Source organism: Polyangiaceae bacterium (assembly GCA_015075635.1).
In the GTDB taxonomy this organism is placed as follows: domain Bacteria; phylum Myxococcota_A; class Polyangia; order Polyangiales; family Polyangiaceae; genus JADJKB01.
The window spans coordinates 555,667-580,051 of sequence record JABTUA010000001.1 but is presented as its reverse complement, the minus strand read 5'-3'; the positions used below and the strand labels follow the sequence as shown (position 1 = coordinate 580,051).

25 protein-coding genes are annotated in these 24,385 nt (G+C 69.8%); 7 read left to right on the top strand and 18 right to left on the bottom strand.

Going from position 1 to position 24,385, the window contains the following annotated elements; genetic code table 11:
• The first annotated feature begins 85 nt into the window (after nt 1-85).
• Nucleotides 86-2,569 carry a hypothetical protein gene (locus HS104_02695; protein MBE7478886.1) on the top strand — a complete coding sequence of 828 codons (2,484 nt, stop codon included), beginning with the start codon at nt 86-88 and terminating at the stop codon, nt 2,567-2,569.
• Nucleotide 2,570: 1 nt separating this feature from the next.
• On the opposite strand, the gene HS104_02690 is transcribed toward HS104_02695, so the two are convergent.
• The 9 genes from HS104_02690 to HS104_02650 form a co-directional block, all read right to left on the bottom strand.
• A complete protein-coding gene (locus HS104_02690; GenBank protein ID MBE7478885.1) occupies nt 2,571-3,149 on the bottom strand; it encodes a Uma2 family endonuclease in 579 nt (192 codons plus the stop codon).
• 143 nt (nt 3,150-3,292) lie between these two features.
• Entirely contained in the window at nt 3,293-4,588 is a 1,296-nt protein-coding gene (locus tag HS104_02685) for a PD40 domain-containing protein (protein ID MBE7478884.1), read from the bottom strand.
• On the bottom strand, nt 4,564-5,409 hold the full coding sequence (locus HS104_02680) for a TonB C-terminal domain-containing protein (GenBank protein MBE7478883.1): 846 nt from the start codon (nt 5,407-5,409) through the stop codon (nt 4,564-4,566). Before HS104_02680 ends, HS104_02685 begins: the two co-directional genes overlap by 25 nt.
• A 3-nt stretch (nt 5,410-5,412) precedes the next feature.
• The gene (locus HS104_02675) at nt 5,413-5,907 is read right to left on the bottom strand and encodes a biopolymer transporter ExbD (GenBank protein MBE7478882.1); all 495 of its coding nucleotides are present in this window, start codon (nt 5,905-5,907) and stop codon (nt 5,413-5,415) included.
• A gap of 3 nt (nt 5,908-5,910) precedes the next feature.
• Nucleotides 5,911-6,648, bottom strand: coding sequence for a MotA/TolQ/ExbB proton channel family protein (locus HS104_02670; GenBank protein ID MBE7478881.1), 738 nt, complete (start codon nt 6,646-6,648; stop codon nt 5,911-5,913).
• 1 nt (nt 6,649) lies between these two features.
• Nucleotides 6,650-7,198, bottom strand: coding sequence for an OmpA family protein (locus tag HS104_02665; protein ID MBE7478880.1), 549 nt, complete (start codon nt 7,196-7,198; stop codon nt 6,650-6,652).
• A gap of 165 nt (nt 7,199-7,363) precedes the next feature.
• Nucleotides 7,364-7,702 carry a hypothetical protein gene (locus HS104_02660; GenBank protein ID MBE7478879.1) on the bottom strand — a complete coding sequence of 113 codons (339 nt, stop codon included), beginning with the start codon at nt 7,700-7,702 and terminating at the stop codon, nt 7,364-7,366.
• A 7-nt stretch (nt 7,703-7,709) separates the two neighbouring features.
• A complete protein-coding gene (locus HS104_02655; GenBank protein ID MBE7478878.1) occupies nt 7,710-8,123 on the bottom strand; it encodes a hypothetical protein in 414 nt (137 codons plus the stop codon).
• 29 nt (nt 8,124-8,152) lie between these two features.
• The gene (locus HS104_02650) at nt 8,153-8,749 is read right to left on the bottom strand and encodes a hypothetical protein (GenBank protein MBE7478877.1); all 597 of its coding nucleotides are present in this window, start codon (nt 8,747-8,749) and stop codon (nt 8,153-8,155) included.
• Between the two features lie 236 nt (nt 8,750-8,985).
• On the opposite strand from HS104_02650, the gene HS104_02645 reads away from it, so the two are divergent.
• Both HS104_02645 and HS104_02640 read left to right on the top strand, forming a co-directional pair.
• Nucleotides 8,986-9,909 (top strand): branched-chain amino acid transaminase, encoded by a 924-nt coding sequence (locus tag HS104_02645; GenBank protein ID MBE7478876.1) that lies wholly within the window; start codon nt 8,986-8,988, stop codon nt 9,907-9,909.
• A gap of 5 nt (nt 9,910-9,914) precedes the next feature.
• Complete coding sequence (locus HS104_02640; protein ID MBE7478875.1) at nt 9,915-10,550, top strand: hypothetical protein; 636 nt, start codon at nt 9,915-9,917, stop codon at nt 10,548-10,550.
• A gap of 206 nt (nt 10,551-10,756) precedes the next feature.
• Here the strand turns inward: HS104_02640 and HS104_02635 are convergent, their stop codons facing one another.
• The 4 genes from HS104_02635 to HS104_02620 form a co-directional block, all read right to left on the bottom strand.
• Nucleotides 10,757-11,527, bottom strand: a complete 771-nt coding sequence (locus HS104_02635; GenBank protein ID MBE7478874.1) for a hypothetical protein — start codon at nt 11,525-11,527, stop codon at nt 10,757-10,759.
• Nucleotides 11,528-11,541: 14 nt separating this feature from the next.
• On the bottom strand, nt 11,542-12,762 hold the full coding sequence (locus HS104_02630) for an insulinase family protein (GenBank protein ID MBE7478873.1): 1,221 nt from the start codon (nt 12,760-12,762) through the stop codon (nt 11,542-11,544).
• A gap of 65 nt (nt 12,763-12,827) precedes the next feature.
• A complete protein-coding gene (locus tag HS104_02625; GenBank protein MBE7478872.1) occupies nt 12,828-14,543 on the bottom strand; it encodes a SurA N-terminal domain-containing protein in 1,716 nt (571 codons plus the stop codon).
• A 69-nt stretch (nt 14,544-14,612) separates the two neighbouring features.
• Nucleotides 14,613-15,056 carry a hypothetical protein gene (locus tag HS104_02620; protein ID MBE7478871.1) on the bottom strand — a complete coding sequence of 148 codons (444 nt, stop codon included), beginning with the start codon at nt 15,054-15,056 and terminating at the stop codon, nt 14,613-14,615.
• A 230-nt stretch (nt 15,057-15,286) separates the two neighbouring features.
• On the opposite strand from HS104_02620, the gene HS104_02615 reads away from it, so the two are divergent.
• From HS104_02615 to HS104_02605, 3 genes are all read left to right on the top strand, one after another.
• Nucleotides 15,287-15,673 (top strand): PilZ domain-containing protein, encoded by a 387-nt coding sequence (locus tag HS104_02615; GenBank protein MBE7478870.1) that lies wholly within the window; start codon nt 15,287-15,289, stop codon nt 15,671-15,673.
• An 83-nt stretch (nt 15,674-15,756) separates the two neighbouring features.
• Nucleotides 15,757-17,670, top strand: a complete 1,914-nt coding sequence (locus tag HS104_02610; GenBank protein ID MBE7478869.1) for an ATP-dependent DNA helicase — start codon at nt 15,757-15,759, stop codon at nt 17,668-17,670.
• A 15-nt stretch (nt 17,671-17,685) separates the two neighbouring features.
• Nucleotides 17,686-18,831, top strand: coding sequence for an MBL fold metallo-hydrolase (locus tag HS104_02605; protein MBE7478868.1), 1,146 nt, complete (start codon nt 17,686-17,688; stop codon nt 18,829-18,831).
• Here HS104_02605 and HS104_02600 read toward each other — a convergent pair.
• From HS104_02600 to HS104_02580, 5 genes are all read right to left on the bottom strand, one after another.
• The gene (locus tag HS104_02600; GenBank protein MBE7478867.1) at nt 18,828-19,460 is read right to left on the bottom strand and encodes a hypothetical protein; all 633 of its coding nucleotides are present in this window, start codon (nt 19,458-19,460) and stop codon (nt 18,828-18,830) included. The two genes, HS104_02605 and HS104_02600, sit on opposite strands and share 4 nt — an antisense overlap.
• A gap of 42 nt (nt 19,461-19,502) precedes the next feature.
• On the bottom strand, nt 19,503-20,285 hold the full coding sequence (locus HS104_02595) for a hypothetical protein (protein ID MBE7478866.1): 783 nt from the start codon (nt 20,283-20,285) through the stop codon (nt 19,503-19,505).
• 96 nt (nt 20,286-20,381) lie between these two features.
• On the bottom strand, nt 20,382-21,023 hold the full coding sequence (locus HS104_02590; GenBank protein MBE7478865.1) for a nucleotidyl transferase AbiEii/AbiGii toxin family protein: 642 nt from the start codon (nt 21,021-21,023) through the stop codon (nt 20,382-20,384).
• Nucleotides 20,969-21,271, bottom strand: a complete 303-nt coding sequence (locus tag HS104_02585; protein MBE7478864.1) for a hypothetical protein — start codon at nt 21,269-21,271, stop codon at nt 20,969-20,971. The genes HS104_02590 and HS104_02585 overlap by 55 nt, the downstream gene beginning before the upstream one ends.
• Nucleotides 21,272-21,301: 30 nt before the next feature.
• On the bottom strand, nt 21,302-22,054 hold the full coding sequence (locus HS104_02580; GenBank protein ID MBE7478863.1) for a response regulator: 753 nt from the start codon (nt 22,052-22,054) through the stop codon (nt 21,302-21,304).
• Nucleotides 22,055-22,379: 325 nt separating this feature from the next.
• Between HS104_02580 and HS104_02575 the strand changes: the two genes are divergently transcribed.
• Nucleotides 22,380-24,335 (top strand): hypothetical protein, encoded by a 1,956-nt coding sequence (locus tag HS104_02575; GenBank protein MBE7478862.1) that lies wholly within the window; start codon nt 22,380-22,382, stop codon nt 24,333-24,335.
• Nucleotides 24,336-24,385: the final 50 nt, after the last annotated feature.

Below are 24,385 nucleotides of genomic sequence, written 5' to 3'. Positions count from 1 at the left end.
CGGCACACAAATATTCCCGCTCACGCTCTCCTCGGCTCACGTAATATGCCGGGTCATGCTGACGGGTGTGGGTCGCAGGCGAGGGGTGTTCTTTTGGTGTGCGACGGGGCTGGTGCTGGCCGCGGCGTGCGGGGGCGACGACGAGGCGGCAGCGCTCCGGCGCGCGAAGCTGGCGGAGGGCTGCCTCATCAACAGCGACTGCAGCCAGAGCCCGAATCCGCTGATCTGCGCGTTCCAGCGCTGTCACATCCAATGCAACACCAGCGCTGACTGCGAAACCGGGCTGCGCTGCGTGCTCGGGACCAAGCCCGAGCACGTGTGTCTCTTGCCGGAAGAACAGGACTGCGACTCATCCGCCAGCTGTCCTGCGCCGCTGCTTTGTGGCGACGATGGCGAGTGCCGCGACCCGTGCACGAAGGACGGCGACTGCGTGCCCGGACAGCTCTGCGTCGGCGGAGTCTGCGCCGACTCGTTCGAGCTGGTGAACGGCGCGTTGCCCAACAAGCTCGGCGACGCAGGCGGCGACGTTTCCGACCCGCCGGGCAGCGGTCAACCGTGCGAGTACAGCAGCGACTGCAAGGACCCGCTCGTGTGCATGGGTGGGTTCTGCAAGCTCCAGTGCAAGGGCAACAAGGACTGCTCGATCGGGCAGAGTTGCGTGGACAACCGCTGCACGACTGGCGGCGTCGTCCCCGACGCCGGCAGCGACGTGAGCCTGGACACCGGCGCGCCCTGCAAGCTGAACAGCGAGTGCACGGCGCCGCTGGTCTGCAAGCTCGGTAGCTGCGAGCTCGAGTGCAAGACCCAGGTGGACTGCGCCGCCGGCAAGCAGTGCCTGAACAACGCCTGCGTCTACGCGGCGCCGGACGGCGCGCCTCCGGGCTACGGGAACCCCTGCACGCACACCAGCCAGTGCTCGAGCGGCCTGGTCTGCGTGGCGGGCGGCGTCTGCGCCTACGAGTGCCTGAACAGCGGCGACTGCGACATGGCCGGCGGCTACTGCTGCCTGTCCAACTTCTGCGTGAAGGGCGGCGCGCTCTGCAGCCCGGACGGCGGCAGCGGCGGCAGCGGCGGCACGGGCGGCACCGGCGGCACAGGCGGCACCGGCGGCGCCGACGCGGGCAAGAGCTGCACCACGAACGCCGAGTGCAGCGACAACATCGTGTGCAACGGCGTCGAGCTCTGCGTGGGTGGCTACTGCAAGCCGCCGGGCCCGGTGTGCGACGATCTGAACCCCTGCACCACGGACGTCTGCAACGCCACCAGCGGTGTCTGCGAGCACACCGCCACGGTGACGCCGGTCGATCAGGACAAGGACGGGCACTTCGCCATGGGCTGCGGCGGCGGCGCCGACGACTGCGACGACAAGAACCCGAAGGTCTACGGCGGCGCGCCGGAGCTCTGCGATCAGCTCGACAACAACTGCAACGGCTTCGTGGACGAGGGCCTCTGGAAGGCGCAGCCGGCGACCACGCTCGCCACCGGCGCCGTCTACGCCGGCAAGCAGATCTACGACGACGTGCCGGGCGGCCCGGCCATCCTGCGCATGGCCGACGGGTCGTTCCGCGTCTTCGCCGTCGTCAACGGCTCGCAGAAGATGATCCGCGCCTACAAGCTGGACTCCGGGCTGGCCGTGCAGGGCAGCAACACCGACTTCGGCGCCTGGGAGCAGGTCTGGGGCCTCGGCGCGGCCACGGATGGCACCAGCATCGCGTTCGGGACGACCGTCCAGACAGGAGGCGCCGCTCAGACCTCCACGCTCTTCCGTACCGACGCGGCTCTCGGGACGCCCCTCACGACGCCGCTGGCGTCGGTCTACGGCTGGGGTTTGGACGGGGCCAACCTGGTGGCCAGCCGGCCCGACCTCGCCTGGAACGGCAGCGAATACGTGATGGTCTGGTTCGACCGCCACGGCGACAACGCCACGGACCGCATCTACGCCGCGACCATGAGCGCGGCCGGCGCCGGCACCACGCCGCACCTCCTGGACCCGGGCTCGGCGCTCACGAACACCACCTACACCAGCGGCTCGTCCCCGGTCATCGCAGCGGGGCCGTCGTCGACCCTGGCCGCCTGGCGCTGCAGCTCGAACGGCTGGCGCATGTGCTCGGCCGTAGGCACCAAGAACCTGAGCGGCCTCGTCGCGCCGATCCAGGTCTCCACCACCGTGCTGCAGGGCGACAACGAGTTCCCGGTCGGTGCCACCCACGTGGGCTCGAGCTTCATCGTCGTGACGAAACGCGCCTCCAACAGCACATTCGACCTGCACCGCATCCACGAGACCACCGGCGCCACGCTGGCGACCATCTCCGTCCCGTCCGGCGTGGGGGCCGGCGACGCGCGCGTGGCACCGGTCGCGGGCGGCGTGCTCTTGACCGCGGCGCGGAGCAACTACGTCTCCTTCGCCTGGGTGCCGGAGTCGCTGAGCACGCCCGCCGTCACCTTCACGGATCTCGACATGACCACCACGGTCAGCGTGCCCAGCGTCGCGCCCGTGGACGCGAACACCTTCGCCATGGCCTGGCAAGACGGCGCGCTGAAGGCGCGCCTCGTGAAGTGTCAGCCCTGAGTCAGTCCGGATCTTCGCCGAACAGGAGCCCGACTCGGAGCGCCACGGCCTCGAATGGCGGCGCGTTCACCGTCTCGCCCTGCTTGGCCTGGAGCGCGACCACGTACTCGCGCTGTTCGAGGCGGTACACGGTCAGGATCTTTCGCTCCGGATCGCTGATCCAGTAGAACGGCACGCCGGCCGTCGCGTAGACGCGGAACTTGTCCACCTGATCGGTCGCCGCGTTGCTGTTCGACAGGATCTCGCACACCCAGTCGGGGCGGATGCGCACGGGTCGGCCGGTGAGTCGCTCCGGCACGCGGTCGCGCCGCCAGCCGCAGACATCCGGGCGAAACACGTCGTGCGCGCCGAGCTCGATGTCGCACTCGGTGACGATCCACCAGCCCCCTGGTCCGCCTTGGCCGCTCTTGCGATGGAATTGGGGGCGCAGGAACGCGGCGAGCGCCGCCTGCGCGTCGGCGTGCTCGCCGCTCGGGCTGGCCTTGTAGACCAGCGTGCCGCCGACGATCTCGGCGGAGACATCCTCCCCGAGCGCCTCGAGATCAGCGAAGGTCAGGAGCCGCGGCGCCGCGCTGGACACCGGAGGAGCTTACCTCGCACCCGGGGGCACCGCGAGCAACGCGAGCCCGCGCCGAGCAGCGCGAGCCGCGTCGGGGGTTCGCTGGGGCGGTGAGCCCCCGCGGGAGGACTACGGCGGGGGCGGGTGGGCGGGAACGTGAATGGTCACGGCAGCGCCTCCCAGCGCAGCGACTCGCCGAGCTGAGAGTTGAGCTGCTGCGTCTTCCAGCGCTTCAGGCTCATGAAGTAGGTGCCGGGCTTCTTGCGCGTGGAGAAGAACGCGAGCAGGCGGCCGTCGGGGCTGCACGCGGGCGCGGTGTTCGAGCCCTGGTTCTGCGTCAGGCGCTGGATGCCGCCGCCTTTCTCGCCGCTCATCACGATGTCGTGGCGATCGCCGCCTACGGACACCGAGTAGACCAGACGGATGCCGTCCTCCGTGTCGCAGAAGGCCGGCGCGCCGGCGGTGAAACCCGCTGGGGAGACGGGCTTGTCGTCCACGTAGACGCGCTGCGAGCCCTTCTTGTTGCTGCCGCCGACCCAGGCGAGCTTCCCCGAGGGGCTCCACACCGGGTGGGTGGCCATCTCGCTCGAGCTGACCTTCTTCATCTCGCTGCCGTCGGGCTTGCCGACCCAGATGGCGCTGCCCGTGGACTCGGCGACGGCTACGGCCATCTTGGCGTGAGTCTTGTCGAAGGCCACGCTGTAGACGCTGGTCTTGAACGGGACGGCGACGCGCTCGTGCTTCGCGCCGTCGAAGCGCATCAAGCGATAGGGCGAGTAGTTCTTGCTCGTGCCGTAGAAGATCTGCTGGTTCGGGCCCCAGGCGGGCGCGATGGACGTGTCCTTGTCGTCACTGATCGGCCGGAGGTCGTGACCGTCGGAGTCCATGCGGAAGATGCGAAAGCTCTTCGTGCCCCAGCGGCCGCTGTAGACGAACTGGCTGGCGAAGCCGCCGGGCCGGCCGGTGAGGGCGCCGAGCAGCGCGTCCGTCACGCGGTGCGCGGTCACGCGCACGTCCTTCGGATCGACCAGGAGCTTCTTCTCGTAGACCGGGTCCTTGCCCACGTTCATGAAGTAGGCCAGGCCGAACACCTCGATCTTGCCCGATGCGTGCTTGCGCGCCGCCGCCTTCACGATGGCCTCGGCGCCGAGCTTCTTCCAGGCGTCCACGTCCACGGCGTCGTCGAAGCCGTAGAGCCCGGCGGGGGCTTTGGCGTCCGGGATCAGGTCGTACAGGCCGGTCAGCTCCAGATCGCGGCGCACGGTGCCGCGCACCACCACGTCTTCCATGTCCGGGGAGAGGGAGGGCAACACGGCGATCTTCGGCACGCGCTCGTTGGCGGTGGCGGAGCTGGTGACGACGAACTCGCCCAGCACGCTCTCGTCGGGCTTGGCTTCTTGTGCCGCCGCGGTCGCGCTGAGGAGCGCGAGCGCGACTACGGTGCGGGAGGTTGCTCGCATTTGGCGCCTTTTCCTGAAAACGTCGGGTACACCGTGGAGCCCAGGATGCCTGGGTAGAGCGGCGGCGGCGGCGGCACTTGCTGGCCGATGACGCCGTCCATGGTCGCCTTCACCTTGGCATCGAAGGCCGCGTTGCCGCTGGGCCGCGAGATGCTGTAGCCGGTCACGGTGCCGTCGGGGCTCACGCTGGCGTTCACCGCGGCCGACAGCTTCTGAAGCTCCTCGCAGGGCACCTGCCCCACCGGGGCCTTGAAGCGCGAGCTGAACCAGCCGGCGATCTTCATCCGGTACTGATCGACGGCGCGCGCCTTCAGCGGATCGGTCTCGGTGCCCTCCTTGACGCCGTCCTTGGCGCCCGGGCCCTCGACCTCGGGGTCCTTGTCCGCGACGGCAGCGTCGAGCTCCTGCAAGGTGGGATCGACCTCCTTGGCGAGCTCGGCGTCCGGCGGCGGGGCGGCGGCGTCGCCGATGGCGACGGAGCTGGTGGGCGCGGCCTGCGGGTCGTCCTTGGCCTTCTCGCTCGGCGCGCTCTTCTCCTCGAAGCGCTGCACCGGCGTGGGATCGAGCTTCTTCCACATGTCCGGCAGCTTCGGCTTGACCTTCTTGCCGCCGAGCTTGAGCAGCGGGGCGTCGTCGAGCACGGGCTTGACCGCCATGGGCAGCTCGCGCGGCAAGAGCTCCTCCTTGGCCTTGATCTCCACCCGGGGCTTTCCGGCGGCGATCAGCAGGATGAAGAAGAAGGCCTGAATGAACGACGCCGCGGCGACGGCGACCCCGACTTCCATCGGAGTGAAGCTCGGGAGGGCTTCGGCGCGGGCCATGGGTCACTTCTTCTTCTGAGACGGCGTTGCTGGCTTGCCCATTCCACCGGCGCCGGCTTTTCCGGGCTTCTCCGGCTCGTCGGCCACCTCTTCCAGCTCCGGCTGGACCAGCAGGTTCAGCGACTCGACGCCGCTGTTGCGGGCGGCGGCGACCACGTCGGCCACGATGCCGTAGCGCGCGTCCTTGTCGGCGCGGATGTAGAGCTCGCGCTCGGTCTGCACGCGCTGGCTCTCGCGCAGGGCCTGGGCGACTCTGCCGGTGACGTCCTTCTCGCCGAACAGCACGCGCTCTTCCTTGGTGACCGTCACGAGCAGGCGCGCGTCCTTCACCGGCGTCTCGGCGGCCTTCACCTCCGGCAAGTCGATGCGGAGGCCGGTGGTCAGGAGCGGCGCGGTGACCATGAACACGATGAGCAAGACCAGCATCACGTCCACCAGCGGGGTGACGTTGATGTCGCGGAAGCCTCCGCGACGTCGTGAGCCGACCTGCATGCCCATGGGTCAGCCTCTGGCGTAGCCCGGCTGCGCGGGCGGGCGGTTCGACTCCTTGACCAGCGGCACGGCGGAGGTCGGCCCGCCGGGATCCGCGGCCAGGACCTCGGCCCAGGCCTCGGACGAAGCGGTCAGCTCCTCCATCAGGTCGCCGATGCGCTTGTCCACGTAGTTGAAGCCGATGGTCGCGGGGATGGCCGCGACCAGGCCGAAGGCCGTGGCGATCAGCGCCTCGCCGATGGCGGGGGCCACCACGGGCAGCGAGGCGCTCTTCTCGACGCCGATCTTGATGAACGCGTTCATGATGCCCCAGACCGTGCCGAACAGGCCGATGAAGGGCGTGGCGGAGGCGATGCTGGAGAGCGTCGGCATCAGCGTCGAGGCGCGCTGCTGCTCCGACGCGATTGCGCGCTTGGCCACCGCCATCAGCAGGTCGCTCGACAGGTTCGGCATGTGATGCCGCTTCGCGAGCTCCATCACCACGCGTCCGCCGGGGGAGTCGCGGTGCTTGAGCGCCAGCGTGATCAGATCCGAAGAGCCCGCGGCGCGCTCGGCCTCGCGCTCGAACTGGTGCTGCGCCGACATCAGCCGGCGCAGCTGCATGCTCTTCAAGAGCCAGATCACCCATACTCCCGTCGCCGCGACGATCAGGATCAACAGCACCACCAGCACGACGCCCGAGGAACCGAGCATCAGCTTGACGGGGTTCAGCTGCGCGTCGGCAGCGGCGGGAGCGGCGAGCACCATGTCAGTCGCCGAGCACCACGTCGACGCGGCGATCCTTGCTCCAGGTCGCTTCGTCGGTTCCGGTCGCGTCCATCTCGCCTCGCGAGGTGGTGGCGATCTTGTCCGCGTTCATGCCCTTCTTGGCGATGAAGCCCTTGACGTTGTCGGCGCGCTTGCCGCCCAGGACCATGTTGTACTCCGGCTCGCCGCGCGGATCCGCGTGGCCCACCAGGCGCATCTCCCGGCCCGCCAGGGGGCCGCTGGTGAAGCAGGTGGCGAGCTGTCCCAGGATCTTGTGATCCTGCTCGCGGATGTTCGACGAGTTGAAGGCGAAGTGCGCGTCCACGTCCGAGATGCCGCAGGCCTTGCGGATCTCGTCGGAGATGTTGATCTGCGACTGCGCCGGGTTGTCGCCGGGTTTCTCGCCCGAGCCGTCGTTGGTGGCCTTCTTGGCGTTCGCGGTCGGGTCATCCGTGCCGCCGGTGGGAGCGGTCGGGGGTTTCTTCTCGTCGCCGCCGCACGCCACGCAGGCGAAGGCAGCGAGTGTCATTGCGAGCACGGCCGTCTTCATTTCTGTTCTCCTCTTGCTGATGGAATGCGTCGTGTCGTGGCGCTTCGTCGCCACGGCACCCCGGGCGTCGTCTCGATAGCAGGTTTGCCCGGTGTCGCGAAACCCCGGGTGGTTCGCGGGCATTCCCCCGGGGCGCCAACCCCCCGAAAATTCACGCCTTCACCGTCAGCGCACGACGCTGACGTAGACCAGGAGCCCGATCGTCGCGGCGACGAGCACCACGAGCACGGCGAGGGCCGTCGCGCGGCGTTTCACCACGGGCTCCGGAGTGCGCGCGACCTCGAGCGAGGCGATGGCGATGGCGAGGATGGTCTTCAGGCGTTTCTCGGCCTCGGGGCCCCGATCGCGATCGCCGGCCATGCCGCGGTAGCGGGCCGCGGCCTCCGCCAGCTTGCCCCGCTCGCGGCAGGCGTCAACGAACGCGATGTGCGCCTTCTCCTCGTCCCAGTGGTCGAGGGCGTTCTTCCACAGGGCTTCGACCGCGGGATCGGAGAGCTCGGCCATGGCGGGGTCAGAGGCGAAGCTCGCGCGCCAGCCGGCGCGTGAGCGTGAAGTAGTCCGTGCGGGAGAGCGGCACGTTGAGCAGGTGGAAGTCCTTGCCGGTCAGGCCCACGCAGCCGAAGCAGTAGTTGCAGCGGGAGAGCGACACCGAGCGCACCAGGTAGCTCGAATTCGAGCAGCTCTCGCACTCGACGCAGTGCTGGCAGCCGAGCAGGCCGCTCGAGCCGCGGCAGTGCGACGAGTCCGTGCAGCCGCGGCAGCCGACGCAGTAGTTGCAGCGCACCAGACGCTCCGAATCCCGGCAAAACGTGCAGGAGAGGCAGGCCACGCAGCCCGTGCACTGCACGCAGCCTTCGTTCTCGCGCTCGCGCCCGTGAGCCGACACCAGGTCGCGCAGGCGGCGCTCGAAGTCGTGCGCAGTCAGATCCGTGGGGAGCGCCTGGGCCACGGGGATCAGGCGCGAATGGCCCGGCGCAGCTCGGCGGCCGCGTCGCGGATCGAGGAGTCTTCGGCGTACTCTTCCAGCCTGCGCAGGCGCTGCTCCATGACCGGACGCTTGAAGGCGGGCGCCTGGGCCACCAGCACGCCGAGCACCTCGATGGCGGAGCGCGCGCGCTCCTCGTCGAAGTGGTCGAGGAGCTGGAGCTGCAAGGGCTGCTCCGCAGGGAGCTCGAAGCCCTCGCGCAGGAGCTCGTCCACCGCGCGGGTGATGGCGCCGCGGGTCTCGGCGGCCATCAGCCGATCGAGCAGGCGCAGGCGCAGCCGCTCGCGCTCGTCGTGGTCGGTCTTGGTGACCTGGACGATGCGCGCCGTTCGGCGTTGGACCGGCTCCGGCTCCGGGCGAGCGGGGCGGCCGTTGTCGGCCTTCAGCACCGCGGGGCGCACCGACTTGGGTGCCGCGGACATGGCCGCGGGCGCGCGGGCCACGAGCGGCGCGTTGGGGCGCCGGGCCGCGATCAGGATGGGCTCGACCGCTCCTCGCGGCTCGGATGAACGTTGCTTGCGCCTGCGCCGGCGGCCTCCGCCGGGCTTCTGGCGTTGCTGATACATGGTCTGTCCTTCCGCAACGGGCCCCGACCTGGGTGCCGCGTAGCACCTGGTGGGCTGTTTCCCCGACTCGGACGCAGCTCGCGTCGCAGAGTCCGACCCACCAGACCCTCGGTCCTTACCACAGGCCCGCGGCCGCGCATCCCGAAAATCACCGAAAGGTCCCACCGGGGTGCTTTGGCGGTCGACCGATGCCCCCGGCGCAGCTAAGGTCCGCCCGGCTCCGCCGGGGAGGCTCGATGCTCGAATACGGTCAGAAAGTCTGGAAAGACGGCGAGATCAGCGACTGGAAGTCGGGCGGCAATCTGTCGCTCCTGACCCACACGCTGCACTACGGGGTGGGTGCCTTCGAGGGCATCCGAGCCTACAAACGCGCGCGCGGCGAGACCGCGATCTTCCGCCTCCGGGAGCACATCGACCGGCTCTTCGACTCGTGTCAGCTGGTGATGATCAAGCCGACCGTGACCCGCGAGCAGGTCGTGCAGGGCTGCATCGACGTGCTCCGCGCGAACGAGATGGCGGAGGCGTACCTGCGCCCCATCGCGCTGATCGCCGACGGTGCCATGGGCGTGTACGCGCCGAAGAACCCGGTCGCGACCTACATCGCGACCTGGAAGTGGGGCACTTACCTCGGCCCCGAGGCGCTGGAGAAGGGCATCCGTTGCATGGTGTCGTCGTTCTCGCGGCACCACATCAACGTGTCCTTCGCCAAGGGCAAGCTGGTCGGCCAGTACATCAACAGCGTGATGGCCAAGCAGGAGGCGAAGCTCGCGGGCTTCGACGAGGCCATCCTGACCGACGTGAACGGTTACGTCTCCGAGGGCTCGGGCGAGAACATCTTCCTGGTCAAGAGCGGCAAGCTGCTGACGCCGCCGCAGGCGGCCTCGATCCTGAGCGGCATCACTCGCGATACCGTGATCACCCTGGCGCGCGAAGAGGGGCTGGTCGTCACCGAGCAGTTCATCACTCGCGACGAGCTGTACCTGGCGGACGAGGTCTTTCTGACCGGCACCGCCGCCGAGATCACGCCGGTGCGGGAGATCAACCACCGCAGCATTGGCAGCGGGCAGGCGGGCCCCATCACTCGCGCGATGCAGAAGCGCTACTTCGACGTGGTCAAGGGCAGCGACGACTCGCACCCGGAGTGGCTGACCCGCGTGTGAGCGCCGTGTCCCGGCTCGTGTGCCTGATGCTCGCGCTCGGGAGCGCGGCCTGCGCGGCGGCACCGCCGCCCGAGCCGGCGCCCGCGCCGGTGCCCCCACCGCCGCCCGTGCCGAAGAGCAGCGTCGGCATCGCGGATCGCGCCTGGGGCAGCGTGACCTCGGGGCGCTTCTCGGTGACCGTGTCGCTGCCGGAGCGCAAGGACTGGCAGATCGAGGACGTGCGCGAGCCCTGGTGGACCGCGCGGCACCCGCCCAGCTCGTCGGAGCTCTCGGTGAAGACCTGGCGCACCTCGCGGCTGGCGCGGCGCGAAGACTGCCAGAAGCAAATCACGCTCTGGCGCCCCAAGGCGCCGAACCCCGAGGCCGAGCCCGCGAGCGTGGTGGACCGCCGCGCGCTGGAGTCCCCGGCGGGCTACCACACCGAGCTCGTGGTGGGCGTGCGGCGCGCAGGCAAGGAAGGTGAGATCGAGGGCTACGCCCTCGCCGTGGGTCACACCATCGGGCAGTGCTACGCGGCGTTCTACACGACGCGCGCCCAGGGCGGGAACGCGGAGGCCACCGTGGGCGAGCGGCTCGCGCTGTTCGGCGACGCGGTGCTGCCGCGCATCGAGCGCGTCGGGATCGAAGACCGGGTGCGGTGACGTCGTTGCGCGCTACGGCGCCGAGGAGATCCCGTCGGGGATGGATTTCTTCGAGGTCGCACGCCAAGCGTGACCTGCGAAGTCCGGGCGGCCGATCCTCGGGCCGAGGAGGCTTCCGCCGGCCTCGCCGGACATTCTCGTGGGTTGCCGCTACCCCTTTCGGATCGCGATCTGATCGCGCCAAGACTGCTCAGCTCGAGGGCTGCTCACTTGTTCGCAGGCACGCACACGCTCCCGGTCGTGCCCGCTTCCATGAAGGTCGCGTCGGCCTTGCAGTCCGCGATCACGTCGGCGCCGCGGCAGCTGGCGCAGTCGCCCGGCGCGGTGCAGCTCAGGGCGCAGTAGCTCCCGCTGCCGTTCTTCACGCACAAGGAGCCGGTGGGGCAGTCGGCGTTGACCGCGCAGTCGCTCTTGCCGCAGTAGCCTCCCTTGAAGCTGGTCAGGCAGACGAGGCCGGCGGCGCACTCGGCGTCTCCCGCACACGATTCGCCCACGCCGCAGTCCACCGGGAAGCAGACCTTGCGGTTCTCGTTGCCGCCGCCCGTCGAGCGGCACCCGAAGTCGGGGTGGACGTTGTCGCGACAGTACTGATCGGCGTCCGCTCCACCGATGTCGGCGTTCTCGCAGCTCAAGAAGCACTTCTTCCCGGCCGTGCTCTCGAACGGCGCGCACACCTGCTTCAGCGAGGTCTTGCACTCACCCTCGACGGCGCAGCAGTCCGAGTCGTCCTGGCACATGTGCGTGCAGTAGCCCTCGTCGGTTCTGTCCAGGCAGATGGCCTCGCCCTTCAGCGCGCCGGCCTCGAGCTCCGGGTAGCAGTCCCCGGGGACCTTGCACACCGAGCCGACGTTGTCCGGGCTGCCGCCGCCGGTGCCGCCGCTGCCTCCTCCGCCGCCATCGTCGTCGTCGTCGCCGCACGCCGACGCGAAGACCAGGCCGAGCACGAAGGGAACTGCCAGGAGGGACCGCTTGCGCATGCGGCGAGTATACCTCAGGAGAAGTCGAGCGTCGCCCGCTCCAGCGACTTGCGCTCGCGCTTGCGCAGGGAGCCCACGGCCAGCACGCTCAGGCCCCGGCTCGTGAACACGTGCTCCGCGGCACGCCGCACGTCGGCACGAGTCACCGAGAGCAGCTGCGCTCGGCGCTCCGCGAGCTTGGGCGCGACGTCCGTGAGCACCCCGGACGCGACGAAGGTCGCCAGCTCACCCGGGTCGTCGAGCATCGCCTCGAAGTGCCAGCCCAGCCGGGCGCGCACCTTGTCGAGCTCCGCGTCGGTCGGGCCCTGATCCCGGAGCTCGCGTACCAGCGCGAACAGCTCCCCCAACAGCTCCTCCGCGCGTTCGTGGGTCGCCTCCGCCGCCAGGTCGAAGATGCCTCCGGAGACGTAGGCCTCGTAGCCCGCCGAGACGTCGTAGCAGAGCCCTTTCTCGTCGCAGATGCGGTGGTAGAGCCGCGTGGACATGCCGTCGTCGAGCACGCGGAGCAGGATGTCCGTCGCCGGCTCGAGCGGGTGCAGGTCGGGCGGCGCGCGGAACGCGACCCGGAGCTCGGTCTGGCTCCCGGCGTGGTCCACGTAACGAAAGCGCGGGGCGGTCTGCTCGGCCAGCGCCGGCGTGCTCGGCGCCGCGCCACGCGCGAGCCCCGCGAACACCCTCGCCACCTCGTCGAGCACCGCGCCGGCGTCCACCGGACCGGCGATGCAGAGCACGGTGTTGGCTCCGACATAGAGCGCGTCGTGGTAGCGGCGGAGCTTCTTCTCGTCCACCGCTTCCAGGTTTTCGGGCGTGCCGACGATGGGCCGGCCCAGCGGGTGATCGCCGAAGCACAGCGTCCGGATCAGCTCGTCGGCGCCCACGGGCTCGCCGTCGTCGTCCAGGCTCTCCAGGATCTCCTCGCCGACGATGCCCTTCTCGATCTCGATCTGGCTGAAGAGCGGCGTCCGGTAAACCTCCGCGAAGAGCGGCAGGGTCTTCGCGAACGACTCGACCGGCACGGAGATGGCCATGCTGCCGTGGTCCACGTAGGTCGAGGCTCCCAGCGTGCCGCCCAGGCTCTCGAAGGCGTCGGCCTGAGCGTGCGCGGAGGGGTGGCGCTCGGTGCCGCGGTACAGCATGTGCTCGAGGAAGTGGCTGACGCCGTTGTCCTCCGGGGGCTCGTAGGCCGGACCCGTGCGCAGCTGAGCGTTCACGACCACGCGGTGCACGCCGCGCATCGGCACCACGATGGCGCGCAGGCCGCTGTCGAGAGCGCGCTCCTCGAAGCGGAGCTCGTCGAGCTTCAACCGTCTCCCGAGCCGTCGTCGGCGGAGGTATCCTCGAGCAGCCGCTGGTCGTAGGTGATCTTGTCCTTCACCTTGCTGCGCAGCGCCGCGATGTAGCGCACGACGGCGTCCTGCTCCTTGGCCACCCGCAGGCCGCGCAGGATGGCCAGGCGGTCCTTGGCGAAGTCTTCCTTCTTGGCCAAGGTCTTCTCCTTGAGCTGGAGCACGGCGAAGCCCGTCGTGGTCCTGACCGGCTTGTCCACCAGCGCGTCCACGTCCTTCAGCTCGAACAGCTTGGCGGCCGGCGCCTCGCCGGGCATCGGGCTCTCGATGGGGCTGCCAGCGATGCTGAAAGGTGCGGTGATCTCCACCTTGGGGCGGAGCGCATCCTCCAACGCCGGCGGCTCGGCGGCGGGCTTCGGCGCCGCAGGCGCCTCGACCCCGGGCATCATCACGGGCTTCTTGGGCGCGCGCCGTCCGGCGTACTCGAGCGCCAGCTCCTTGGCGGCGTCCTCGAGCTTGGCGCCGCCCTTGGCCTTCTCGATCAGCTTGTCGGCGAACTCCTTGGCGAGCTCGGTGGCCATGGCCGGCACGGCCATGCGCCGCGCGGTCGCGCGCTTGCCGGTCTTCTCGACGTCTTTCTCCGCAAGAAGTCCGTGGAACTTGAGCACGTGGAAGCCGCGCTTCGACTCGAGGACCTCGGAGACCTGGCCGGCCTTCATGGTCTTGACGGCGTCGAGCAGCTCCTTGGCGCCGGGGCCGTAGCTCTCGTCCAGGCAGCCGATGTCGGCGGCGCCTTCGCTCGCGGACTTTGCCACGACTTCGAAGGCCTCGCCCTTCTTGATGCGGTCGAGCGCGCTCTGCACCTGCTGGCGCTTCTCGGTCTTGGTGGCGTCGCCGGACTCTTCCTCGACGGAGGCCACGACCTCGCTGACCAGCGGGCACTCCGCTTTCCAGCTGGCCTGAGCCTGCTTCCAGGCGTCATCGACCTGCTTCTGGTTCTTGAGCGCCCAGTCGTCCACGGCGCCGTCCGAGGCGTCCACCACCCACTTGCCGAACCACTCCCGTTGGACGGAGACGACGCGGGCCACGGCCTTCGAGCGCTCGCGCTCCCACTGCGCGTAGGCCTCGGTCTCGGAGACGCGGACCCGCGAGCGCACCAGATCGCGGACGCGCTGCGCCACCACCTCGCGGCGCTGCATCTCCTTGAACTCCTTGGGGCTGCGGTTCGTGGTGTTGCGCACGACCCGCTCGTAGATCTTGTAGTCGAACTCGCTCGTCTGGGCGCTCTTCACCGGCAGGAGCCGGACCATCTCCTGGCTGATCCCAAGCGAGTAGCCCAGCCAGTCCAGCTGGTGGTAGGGCACCGACACGCGGGCGCGGCCGGACGACAGCTCTTCGTCGAGCTCCTCCTCGCTCACCCCGACCCCGAGCCGCGCGGCCTCTTTGAGCAAGAGCTCGCGCTCGACGAAGCCGTCCATGACGACCTTGCGCAGGCCCATCTCCTTGACCTTCTTCTGCGGGAGCTCGCGGGGGACGATCAGCCCGAAGGCCGCGAAGTACTCCTTGCGGTCGATGCAGCTCTCCAGGAGCTTCACCGCGCACTCGCGGGAGATGCCCGCGCCGCCCTCGCGCCCGGGGCGGAACTCCATGATGAAGACGACGATGATCGCGAAGACGATCCCGCCGATGATGATCTGGCCGCCTCCACCTTTGCGAAAGAACGACAGCATGGCTCTGGGGTGCGCGCCTCGAGGGGGCGCGCGAAGGGCGACGGACCTACCACGCTCCCCCGGGCTGGTCTACGTCCCGCCTCGGGTCGCGACTTTCGGCCACTCCAGCGCGACCCGCAGCTCCGGCATCAGCTCCGCGGCGTCGCCGATGGCGCGCTCGTAGGCGACCTCGTACCAGGTGTCGAGCACGCGGGTCTTGTCGCCGGGGTCGTGGATGGGCACGACGGTGGTGCTCGCCTCGGTGTAACCCCGGAGCTGCCCAGGTTGACCCAAGCGGCGCGCGTGCCCGAACAATCCCTCTGGACTTTCACCTTGGAAATCACACGCTTGCGCGCGAAAGACGACCCGAATCCCCAGCGAGCCGTCCTGCGACAGCACGCTGACGCCGCTGTCCATGATCAGGTTGTCGCGAACGCGGTCGGCCAGCATCACTCGATCAACCAGCGTCCGGTAGATCTCGAGACCCTCGCTAAGCAGCAGCTTTTTCAGCTCTTGGGGGGTCGGGGGCGGCATGTGGCTTGCAGCGTGGTGGGGGAGCTTAGTCCATCCGGAGGCCGGGTGCCTTCCCAGTTTCTCGCGATGGTCAACGATTTTCGATGATTAGCGACAACCCCCGCTCTTCGAAGCCAGCGTTAGAAACTTCGCAGACCACGCTCCCAGCGTCAAGGCGGGTCGGACTCGGAGGTCATGCCGCGCGCTCCCGAATCTTCGCGCGGCGGACGCATCCGAGGAGGAGGTTTGATATGTTCACCCGGATCGTGAGCGGCCAAGACTCGACACCCCCGTCCGGAGCGGGGTCGAACGCGCACAGCACGCGCCGCCAAACCGGCGGGGCGCGGCGTGAGGCGTCCGACAGGGTCAGGCTCTTCGGCAAGGACTCGGAGGTCGAGGGCTGGACGCTCAACGTCAGCCGCGGCGGTGTGCGGATCATCGTCGAGGACCGCGTAGAGGTCGGCAACGAATACGAGATCTCGCTGGGAGACGAGGAGCATGTCCGCCGGCCCTGCCGCATCGTCTGGGTCCAAGAGGAGGCCGACGGGCAGATCTGCGGCGTGCAGTTCCTCGACACCAACACCGGGCCCCCGCCTCCAGGCACCATCCCGCCTGCGCCGGACTCGAAGAGCGGGTGAGCCGCGCGGTCGAGCTGCTCGGCGACGACGGACCGCTGGCGGCGTCGCTCCCGCACTACGAGTCGCGTCCCGGGCAGCTCCAGATGGCGGCAGCCGTGGAGCGGGCGCTCGCCGACCAGCGCATCTTGTTGTGCGAGGCAGGAACAGGCACGGGCAAGACGCTGGCCTACCTGGTTCCGGCCATCCTCAGCGGGAAGAAGGTCGTGGTCTCGACCGCCACGCGCGCGCTACAGGAGCAGATCGCGACCCGCGACCTGCCGCTGATCGAGGAGCACCTGGGCCTCGACGCCCAGGCCGCGGTGATGAAGGGGCTCGGCAACTACCTGTGCCTGCGCCGCTTCGAGGAGCAGCGCTACCAGACCTTGGATCCGTCCCGCGAAGCCGCGCTCGTGCACATCGAAGAGTGGCGACAGCGGACGCTGAGCGGGGACGTGAGCGAGCTCGGCGAGCTGCCGGAGGACGACCCCATCTGGCGCGACGTCACCTCGTCGAGCGACACTCGCGTGGGCCCGGGCTGCAAACACTTCGACGAGTGCTTCGTCACGCGCATGCGTCGCGACGCCGAAGCGGCGCGCCTGGTGATCGTCAATCACCACCTGTTCTTCGCGGATCTGGCGCTGCGCGGGCCGCACCCGGGGCGCGTCTTGCCGGACTACGACGCCGTCATCTTCGACGAGGCGCACCAGCTCGAGGACATCGCCACGGACTTCTTCGGCGTGCGGGTGTCGAGCGCGCGCATCGAGGCCATCCTGAAAGACCTGGAGCGGATCCTGGTCGGTGCGTCGGAGCCGGCTCTGGGCGCCGGCGCCATCCAAGGGGCGCGGCGCGCTTCGGATGCGTTCTGGGCGCGGCTCGCCGTGCAGGCCGAGGCGAGCACGAGCCCGGACGCCCGCGTCGCCATCGAGCGCGACGTCTGGAGCGGCGAGCTGGCGGCGCGCTGGCACGAGCTCGACTCCGCGCTCGAGGGCGTCGTCGGGCTGGCGGAGTCGACGCGCGGGCGCCTGACCGCGGGGAGCTCGCGCTTGCGCCAAGACCCGCGGGCCGTCGCCGACGCGCTCGAGATCGCTTCGCGCCGGGTGACCTCGCTGCGCGAGCAGCTCGCCGTGGCCATCGACGGCGGGCCGGGGCGCGTCACCTGGCTCGAGGCCGGCGCGCGGAGCTGGACCTTGTCCTCGACGCCGGTGGACGTCTCCGGGTTGTTCCGCGATCTGGTGTTCGAGAGCGTGCCGGCGGTGGTGCTCACCAGCGCGACCCTGGCCACGGGCGCGCTGCGCCCGGACGAGAGCCCGTTTGCGTACCTGCGCGCGCGCCTCGGGCTCGACGGTGACCGCGTAGAGGTGAACGAAGCGCTGATCGACTCGCCCTTCGACTTCCCGAACAACGCGCTGTTCTACACGCCGCGAGACCTGCCGGAGCCGAGCGACCCGGCGTTCATCGAGCTGGCGTCGCGCCGCATCGTGGAGCTCACGGAGCTCACCGACGGCGGCGCGTTCGTGCTCACGACCAGCCTGCGCTCGATGCGTGGCCTCCACGCCGCCCTGCGCGGCCGGCTCGGCGGGCGCGAGCTGCTGTTGCAGGGCGAGGCGCCCAAGAGCGCGCTCCTCGAGCGCTTCCGCAGCGACGGACGCGCGGTGCTGGTGGCCACGTCCAGCTTCTGGGAGGGCGTGGACATCCCCGGGCACGCGCTCCGGCTGGTGGTGCTGGAGAAGATCCCGTTCGCGGTGCCGACCGATCCCATCGTGCGCGCGCGCTCCGCGCGCCTGGAGGAGCAGGGCGAGAACCCGTTCATGAAGCTGTTCGTGCCCGCGGCGGCGCTGGCGCTGAAGCAGGGCTTCGGCCGCTTGATCCGCACGCGCGCCGACTTCGGCGTGGTGGCGCTGTTCGACGATCGCGTCCACCGGAAGAGCTACGGAAAGCGGGTGCTGGCGGCGTTGCCTCCGGCCCGGCGCACCGACGACCTCGCCATGGTGAGGCGCTTCTGGGCCGAGCGCTCGTGATAGAAGCGGACCGGGATGCTGCCCTTCGCAGACGCCTTCCGCGAGCTCGGCCTGCTCGGCCGGCTCGACGTGTTGCCCGTCCCGAGCGGCTACCCCAGCCCCAAGCACGTGAACCTGGTGCTCCGGCGCCATGCCGGGCAGACGACGCTGTTCGAGTGCGGGCCGGCGCGACCCGACGTGGTGGAGGAGACGCGGCGCGCGCTCGAGGCCCACGGCGTGCGCCGCCTCGACGCGCTGTGCCTCACGCACTGTCACGGTGACCATGCGGGCAGCGCGGGCCTCGTCGCCGGTCACGGGCGGCCGGCCGGTGAGCGCGCGCCAATCTACCTGCACTCGGCGGGCTATCGCTTCCTGACCCACCCGGAGGCCGCGTTCCTCAACGAGACCTACGAGATCTTCCAGACCCGTGCGCACTGGGGGCTGCACGAGTACAACGCCTTCAGCGACGAGCAGATGCTGAACAACGCGCTCCGCAAGCGCTTCAGCGGCTACTTCGCCAAGACGCCCAAGCGCGCGCTCTCGTTCGTGGACAGGGGCGCGCTTCCTCCGGGCATCTTGGCGCTGGCCACGCCCGGTCACTCGTTGGACTGCGTGCTCTACTACGACCCCGAGCTCGGCGTGGCGGTGCCCGGTGACACCATCATCTGCACCGGCCTCGTCGACAAGCCGGAGACGCTCGCATACGTGATCCCGATCTTCACCGTCGCCGGGCAGGCGTATTCGGCGGCGTACGAGCGCTTCCTCGACAGTATCCGCGTGCTCCGGCGCTTCTTCGAGACCCACGAGGTGCGCGCCGTGCTGGCGCCGCACGGCAAGTTCGCGGTGACGCGCCCGCTCGAGTGGGTGAGCTTCGCCGAGGCGTATTTCCAGGGCATCTACCGCGCGCTGCTCGAGGGCTTCTTCGGCGAGCCGGCGCGGCGCGCCGAGCCTTTCCGCGCTTGCGATCTGAACGCCTTCATCCCGAGCGCGGGCTCTCACCCGATCTCGACCCCGAGCCACACCTTCGGCATGTTGTGTACGCTGGCGGACGAGGGCTATCTGTCGCTCGAGGAGCACCCGCGCACGCGGCAGATCACCTTCCGACTCGAGGAGATGCCGCCGGCGGACTACGTGGAGAGGCGCCTCGCGGAGCCGGTAGAGAGGCTCGCGCTCCTGGGCTAAGGGAGACCCGGCAGGCAGTGCCCGGTCTCGGCATCCATCCTGCACAAGCCGACCTCTTTGCACTGCTTGGAGCGCCGGCAATCCTGCTGCGACCGGGCCACGCACGTCTTCAGCGTGGCGCTGTAGCCGCAGCGCCCCGCGTTCGGGCACACCTCGCCCTTTCGGCACAGCTCGGGGCTCGCGACGCAACCCGAGTCGGCATCGAAGTCGCACTCGCCATCCTCGCGGCAGGCCTGCGACGACTGGCAAGTCTCCCGGGTCGCCGTGCAGCGGCGCCCATCCTGCGAGGGCACGCAGCGCCCGGAGTACGGGCACTGGGAAGAAGCTCGACAGCTCTCGGCATCGACGCCGCACTTCCCGTCCGGCAAGTCGACGCACTTTCCGAACTTCGTGCAGTCGTCGCTCGAGGCGCAGCGCGGAGCAGCGGCAGCCGCCGATGCGGAGGGCGCCGGCCCCGCGCTGGCGGAGGGAGCCGCCTCGGGCGGGGCTGTCGGGGCCGCGGAAGGTGCTGCGACGGGCGTCGCTGTCGGTGCCGGAGTGACGGGTCCGTCAGGCGGGGGCGTGGCGGTGCCGCAGGAGAGGAGCCCGATCGTTCCGAGCAGTAGCGGCGCGGACGGAGGCCACTTCATGAGCCGAGCGTAGCGTCGAGCTCTACGATCTGGCGAGCGCGATCACGCCACGCGCGCTTCCAGAGCCCAGGCCGCCGGCGGCGGTGTGGAACGACGCCGCGCGGGCGGCGTGCTCGCGCGTTGGGCGCGCAGGGCGTTCAGGTCCACCTCCAGCAGGTGACAGCCGTTGCGAGCCGCCGCGCGTGCAGCGCGCCGCGCGTTGTCGCGCCAGGCCGCGGCGGCGCGGGCGCCGAACAGCTCGGTCGCCAGCGGCTCGAGCGGCCAGCGATCGCCGCTGAGCAGCAGCGCGAGCCAGTCGGTGAACTCCGCAGGTACGTAGCCTCCCGCCAGGCCGTCTCCTCCCCACGCCGGCAGCGCGCGCTCGGCGCCCGGCAGCGCGAGCCCCTGGGTTGCGTCGGCCGTGGAGCCGAGCAAGTGCCGCACCGCGCGCGACAAGTGGCGCACCGTTGCGGGAGCGGGCTGGCCGGTGAAGCGCTCCGGGTGCGCGAGCAGCCCGAGCGAGCGCCCGACACCCTCACCCCACGAAGGACCGAGCGTCGCCGCGAGCAACGCGACCTCGCTCCAGATGCGGCGCGCGTATTCGCTGGAGTCCTGCTCCGACCCGCTGTCGAGCGCGCGCGAGCGCAAGCTGAGCGCGCCATCGAGCCGCGCGGCGATGCCGGCCGCGCGTTGCACCGTGCGCTCTCGGTCACCGGTCGAGCCGGGCACACGTGCGGCCAGGCCGAGCGCGATGCTCTCGCGCTTGCGTGGCTCAGCGACGTAGCGCGCGACGCCGTCGAGCAGCGACGGTTCGACGAGCACGAGCAAGCGCTGCTGGGCCGACATGTGGGCGGATGTAGCAACGCCCGTGCCGCCCTGGCGCTTCCAGGGATCGCGGGGTTGCCGCGGCGACCGCCAACCAGAGGTTTGCCCCGCGGGTTGTCACAGGGCGCGCAACGTCTTGGCCGCTTCCGCCTCGAACCAGCGCTTCACCTCGGTCCAGTGCGCCCGAGTGAGGCCCCGCGGAAACGCGGTGTCGCCGTCCGCGTCTTCGAACCAAGTGAGAGCCCGAACCACGTGGTACAGGTCCGCCTCGGCGGTGCCGAACTTCTTCTGGTAGTCGCGCAGCGCGTTTCGCAGGGGAGACCGCGTTCGCGTGAGGATCTCGTGCAGGTCCCAGAAGTCGCGTCGCAGCCCCCGGCGCGCGATGGCCGCGAGCTTCATGACGGCCAGGTCTCGGAGACTCGCGATTCGCACGCCATCCGGGCCCGCCGCCGGCCGCGCGAGCGGGCGGTAGGGATACACCACGAAGTCGAGCACTGCGCCGCTCACTCTGACCTTCAACGTCGCGTCGGACTGAGCGACCACGGTGGCTCCGAGGTCGGCGATGGCTCGCCGCCGCAGCACGTCGAGGTCCAGCTCGGGCGTGCTCGAGAAGAAGTCGAGATCGTTCGAGCGACGGTGGCCGAGATGAAACGCCACCGCGACGCCGCCCGCGAGGTACAGCTGGTCGAGGATGCCCGAGCCGCTCAGTCGTGCCAGGGCGCGACGCTGCGCAGGCGAGAGCGGCGCGACGGCGCCCATGTCTCCTCCTTGGCGTTCAGGACGACGCGCCAGAACGCGAGAGTTCGCGCCGAGAGCTCGGCGTGTCCCCCTTCCCGAAAGAAGCGTCGGATGCGCGCAAGCCCGTAGCGCCGGATGCACCACCTCACGTCCGCCAGCGTTCCGTGCTCCAAGGCCCGCGCGAGGATCAGACGAGAGTCCCTCGTCGGCTCGAGAGTCACCAGATCGATGTCCGGGAACAGCGGGGCGAGGGCCTTCGGGAGCGACACGGAGGCTCGAAGTCTACCCTGCCGGGTGGTTCAACGCTTCCCGCGCTTCTTCTTCGCGGGCTTGGCCGTCTTCGCCCTCTTCGCGGCCTTGGCGGGCTTCGCAGCCTTGGGCTTCTTCGCGGCCTTGGGCTTCTTCGCAGCCTTGGGCTTCTCCGCAGCCTTGGGCTTCTTCGCAGCCTTGGGCTTCTTCGCGGCCTTGGGCTTCTCCGCAGCCTTGGGCTTCTTCGCAGCCTTGGGCTCCTTCGCAGCCTTGGGCTTCTTCGCAGGCTTGGCGGGCTTCGCAGCCTTGGCAGGCTTGGCGGGCTTCGCTGCCTTGGCAGGCTTGGCGGGCTTCGCTGCCTTGGCAGGCTTGGCGGGTCGCGGTGCGCTCTCTGCGTCGCCACGGCCCACCGTGCCACCGCGCCGGCGCGCGAGCGTCTCGTTCACCTTCGCGTCGAGCACCGAGAACTCGAACGGCTTGTCCACGTAGGCGTCCGCGCCGTAGAGCGGCGAGGTCATTTCATTCAGGTGCTCGCCGATGCCGGTGAGCATCACCACGCCGGTGTGCGCGAGCGAGACGGCCTCGCGGATCTTGCGACACACCTCCCAGCCGCTCATGCCGGGCATCATCACGTCGAGCACGACCAAGTCGGGCAGGTGCTCGTGCGCGAGCTCCCACGCTTCGTCGCCGTCCGAGGCTTCGACCACGCGGTAGCCCTTGCGCTTCAGATGCCCGACCACGAGAGCGCGCGTGCTCGGCTCGTCGTCCGCAACCAGAACCAGCGTCTTCGTCTCGTCGGCCATGCTCGCTCCTGTTCCCGAATCGGGGCCCAATGTGAGACCAGCGGCGCGCGTGGGGTCAAGCGCGTCACGCATTCCCGTAGCTGGCCGAAGCACGCCCGGGGCCGGCCCCGCCCAATGCGGGTCGCCCCCACCGGGTCCATGAAGGCGACATCCCTCCCCAAAAGGCCGCTAAGGCCCCGAACTCCCAGGCCTTCGGGCCGGCGCGCGGCGCTGATCGGGAGCGCCCCGGTGCGCGGTGGACGCGCTACCATTCCCCCCTAACCTCGGGTCCAGCGAAAGCGGACGGAACTTTCGTGCGTTACAACCGTCAAGTCGAGAGCCTCACGTGAACCCGTCCGACCGCGACGCCTCCCTTTCGAGCCTGCGGCGTACCGCGCTCTGGACCGCGCTCCGTCTGCGCATCGACCAGACACTGTCGCGGGCGTTCCTGCTTCTGCCGCTGCCGCTGCTCTTCGCGGTCGGGGCGCTGACCTACATCAAGGTGGCGCGCCCCGCGGCCGACACCATCCAGACGCTCGCCTTCGCCGGGATGGTGCCGCTGCTGGTGTTCCTGATCGGCACGGCTCACGCCTGGCTCAAGGCCCGGCCCGAGCACATCGGCGCCCTGGCCCTGGACCGCCACCACGGGCTCCACGACCGCATCACGAGCGCGCTCTCGTTCTCGGAGCTGCCGCCGACCGAGCGCTCGCCGCTGATGAACGCCGCCATCGAGGACGCCGTGGTGCAGGCCAAGCAGCTCAAGCCGCGCCGTGCCGCGCCATTTCACGTGCCGCGGGAGCTGCCGGTGGTCGGTCTCTTGATCGCGGGCCTGGTCGGCGTGGCGCTGCTCGAGGTGCGGACCACCAAGATCCTCCCGCCCGACAAGAGCTTCGAGCCCATGGTGATGAGCCCGGACGACATCGAGCTCTTCAAGGACATGGCGAAGGAGCTGGAGGAGAAGAGCAAAGACCCCGAGGTCCAGTCGGCGGTGCGCAAGTTCAACCAGCTCATCGAGGACATCGCCGATCGGCGTCTGGACCGCAGCGAGGTGTTCAAGCGCCTGGAGGAGATGGAGCGCGAGCTCATGAAGGGCGCCGAGGCGGACAAGGAGGCCCTGGAAGAGGGCCTGAAGAGCCTGGCCAACGAGCTCGAGAAGAGCGAGCTCTCCAAGCCCATCGCCCAGCCGCTGAAGCAGAAGAACCTGGCGGACGCCGAGAAGGCCATGCGCGAGCTGGCCGAGAAGCTGAAGAACAAGCAGAAGCCGCCCAGCAAGGCCGAGCTCGACAAGCTGCGCGAGGCGGTGAAGAAGGCCAGCGAGAAGAGCAGCGAGAACCTCAAGAAGCTGGAGGCCGAGCGCCAGAAGGCCGAAGAGGAGCAGAAGCGCCTGCTCAAGAAGAAGCAGGAGAACGACGGCGGCCTGTCGGAGAGCGACAAGAGCCTGCTCAAGAAGAAGGAGCGCCAGCTCGAGCGCCTGGACCGCGAGAAGGACCAAGCCAAGCGCGCGCAGCGCCAGCTCTCCAAGCTCGATCGCGAGCTGGCCAAGGCGGCCGAGGACCTGCTCAAGGAGATGGGCGCCTCGGCGGAGGACTTCGAGAAGGCCGCCGAAGACCTCAACCGCATGGCGCAGGAGGAGATGACCGATCAGGAGAAGGAGGAGCTCCGCCGCCGCCTCCAGGAGATGCGCGAGGTGATGCGCCAGCAGGGCAAGGGCGGCAAGGAGCGCATGCAGCGCATGCTCAAGTTCGGGCAGAAGGCCCGCGGCGGCAAAGGTGGCCAGCAGGGCGGCGAGGAAGACGGCGAGGGACAGGGCAAGAAGGGCCAGGGGATGAAGCCCGGCGAGGGTGGCGACTTGGTGATGGGGCCCGGCTCCGGCGGCAAGTCGATCCCGATCCCGGGCATGGGCCAAGGCCAGGGTCAGGGCCAAGGCCAGGGTCAGGGTCAGGGCCAAGGTCAGGGCCAAGGCCAGGGCGAAGGCGGCGGCGACAAGCCCGGCGGCGAGGGCGCCGGCAAAGGTGGCGAGAGCTGGGGCACCGGCCACGACGAGAACTTGAAGGGTGAGGCGAGCAACCTGAAGGGCAGCACCAAGGACGTCACCGCCGCGGCGCAGGACACAGGCCAGGGCGGCGCTTCCAGCCAGGTGATCTACGGCGCCGCGCAGCGCGGCTTCGTCGGTCGGGGCTACAAGAAGGTCTACACGGACTACAAGACCGTGGCCGAGCGGGTGATGAACGAGGACCAGATCCCGCCGGGGTATCGCTTCTACGTGCAGCGGTACTTCCAGCTCATCCGGCCCAGGGACTGATGCGGGAGCGCGCGCGACGGCGAGGGCGGGCGCGTGCTGCGCGCTCGCCC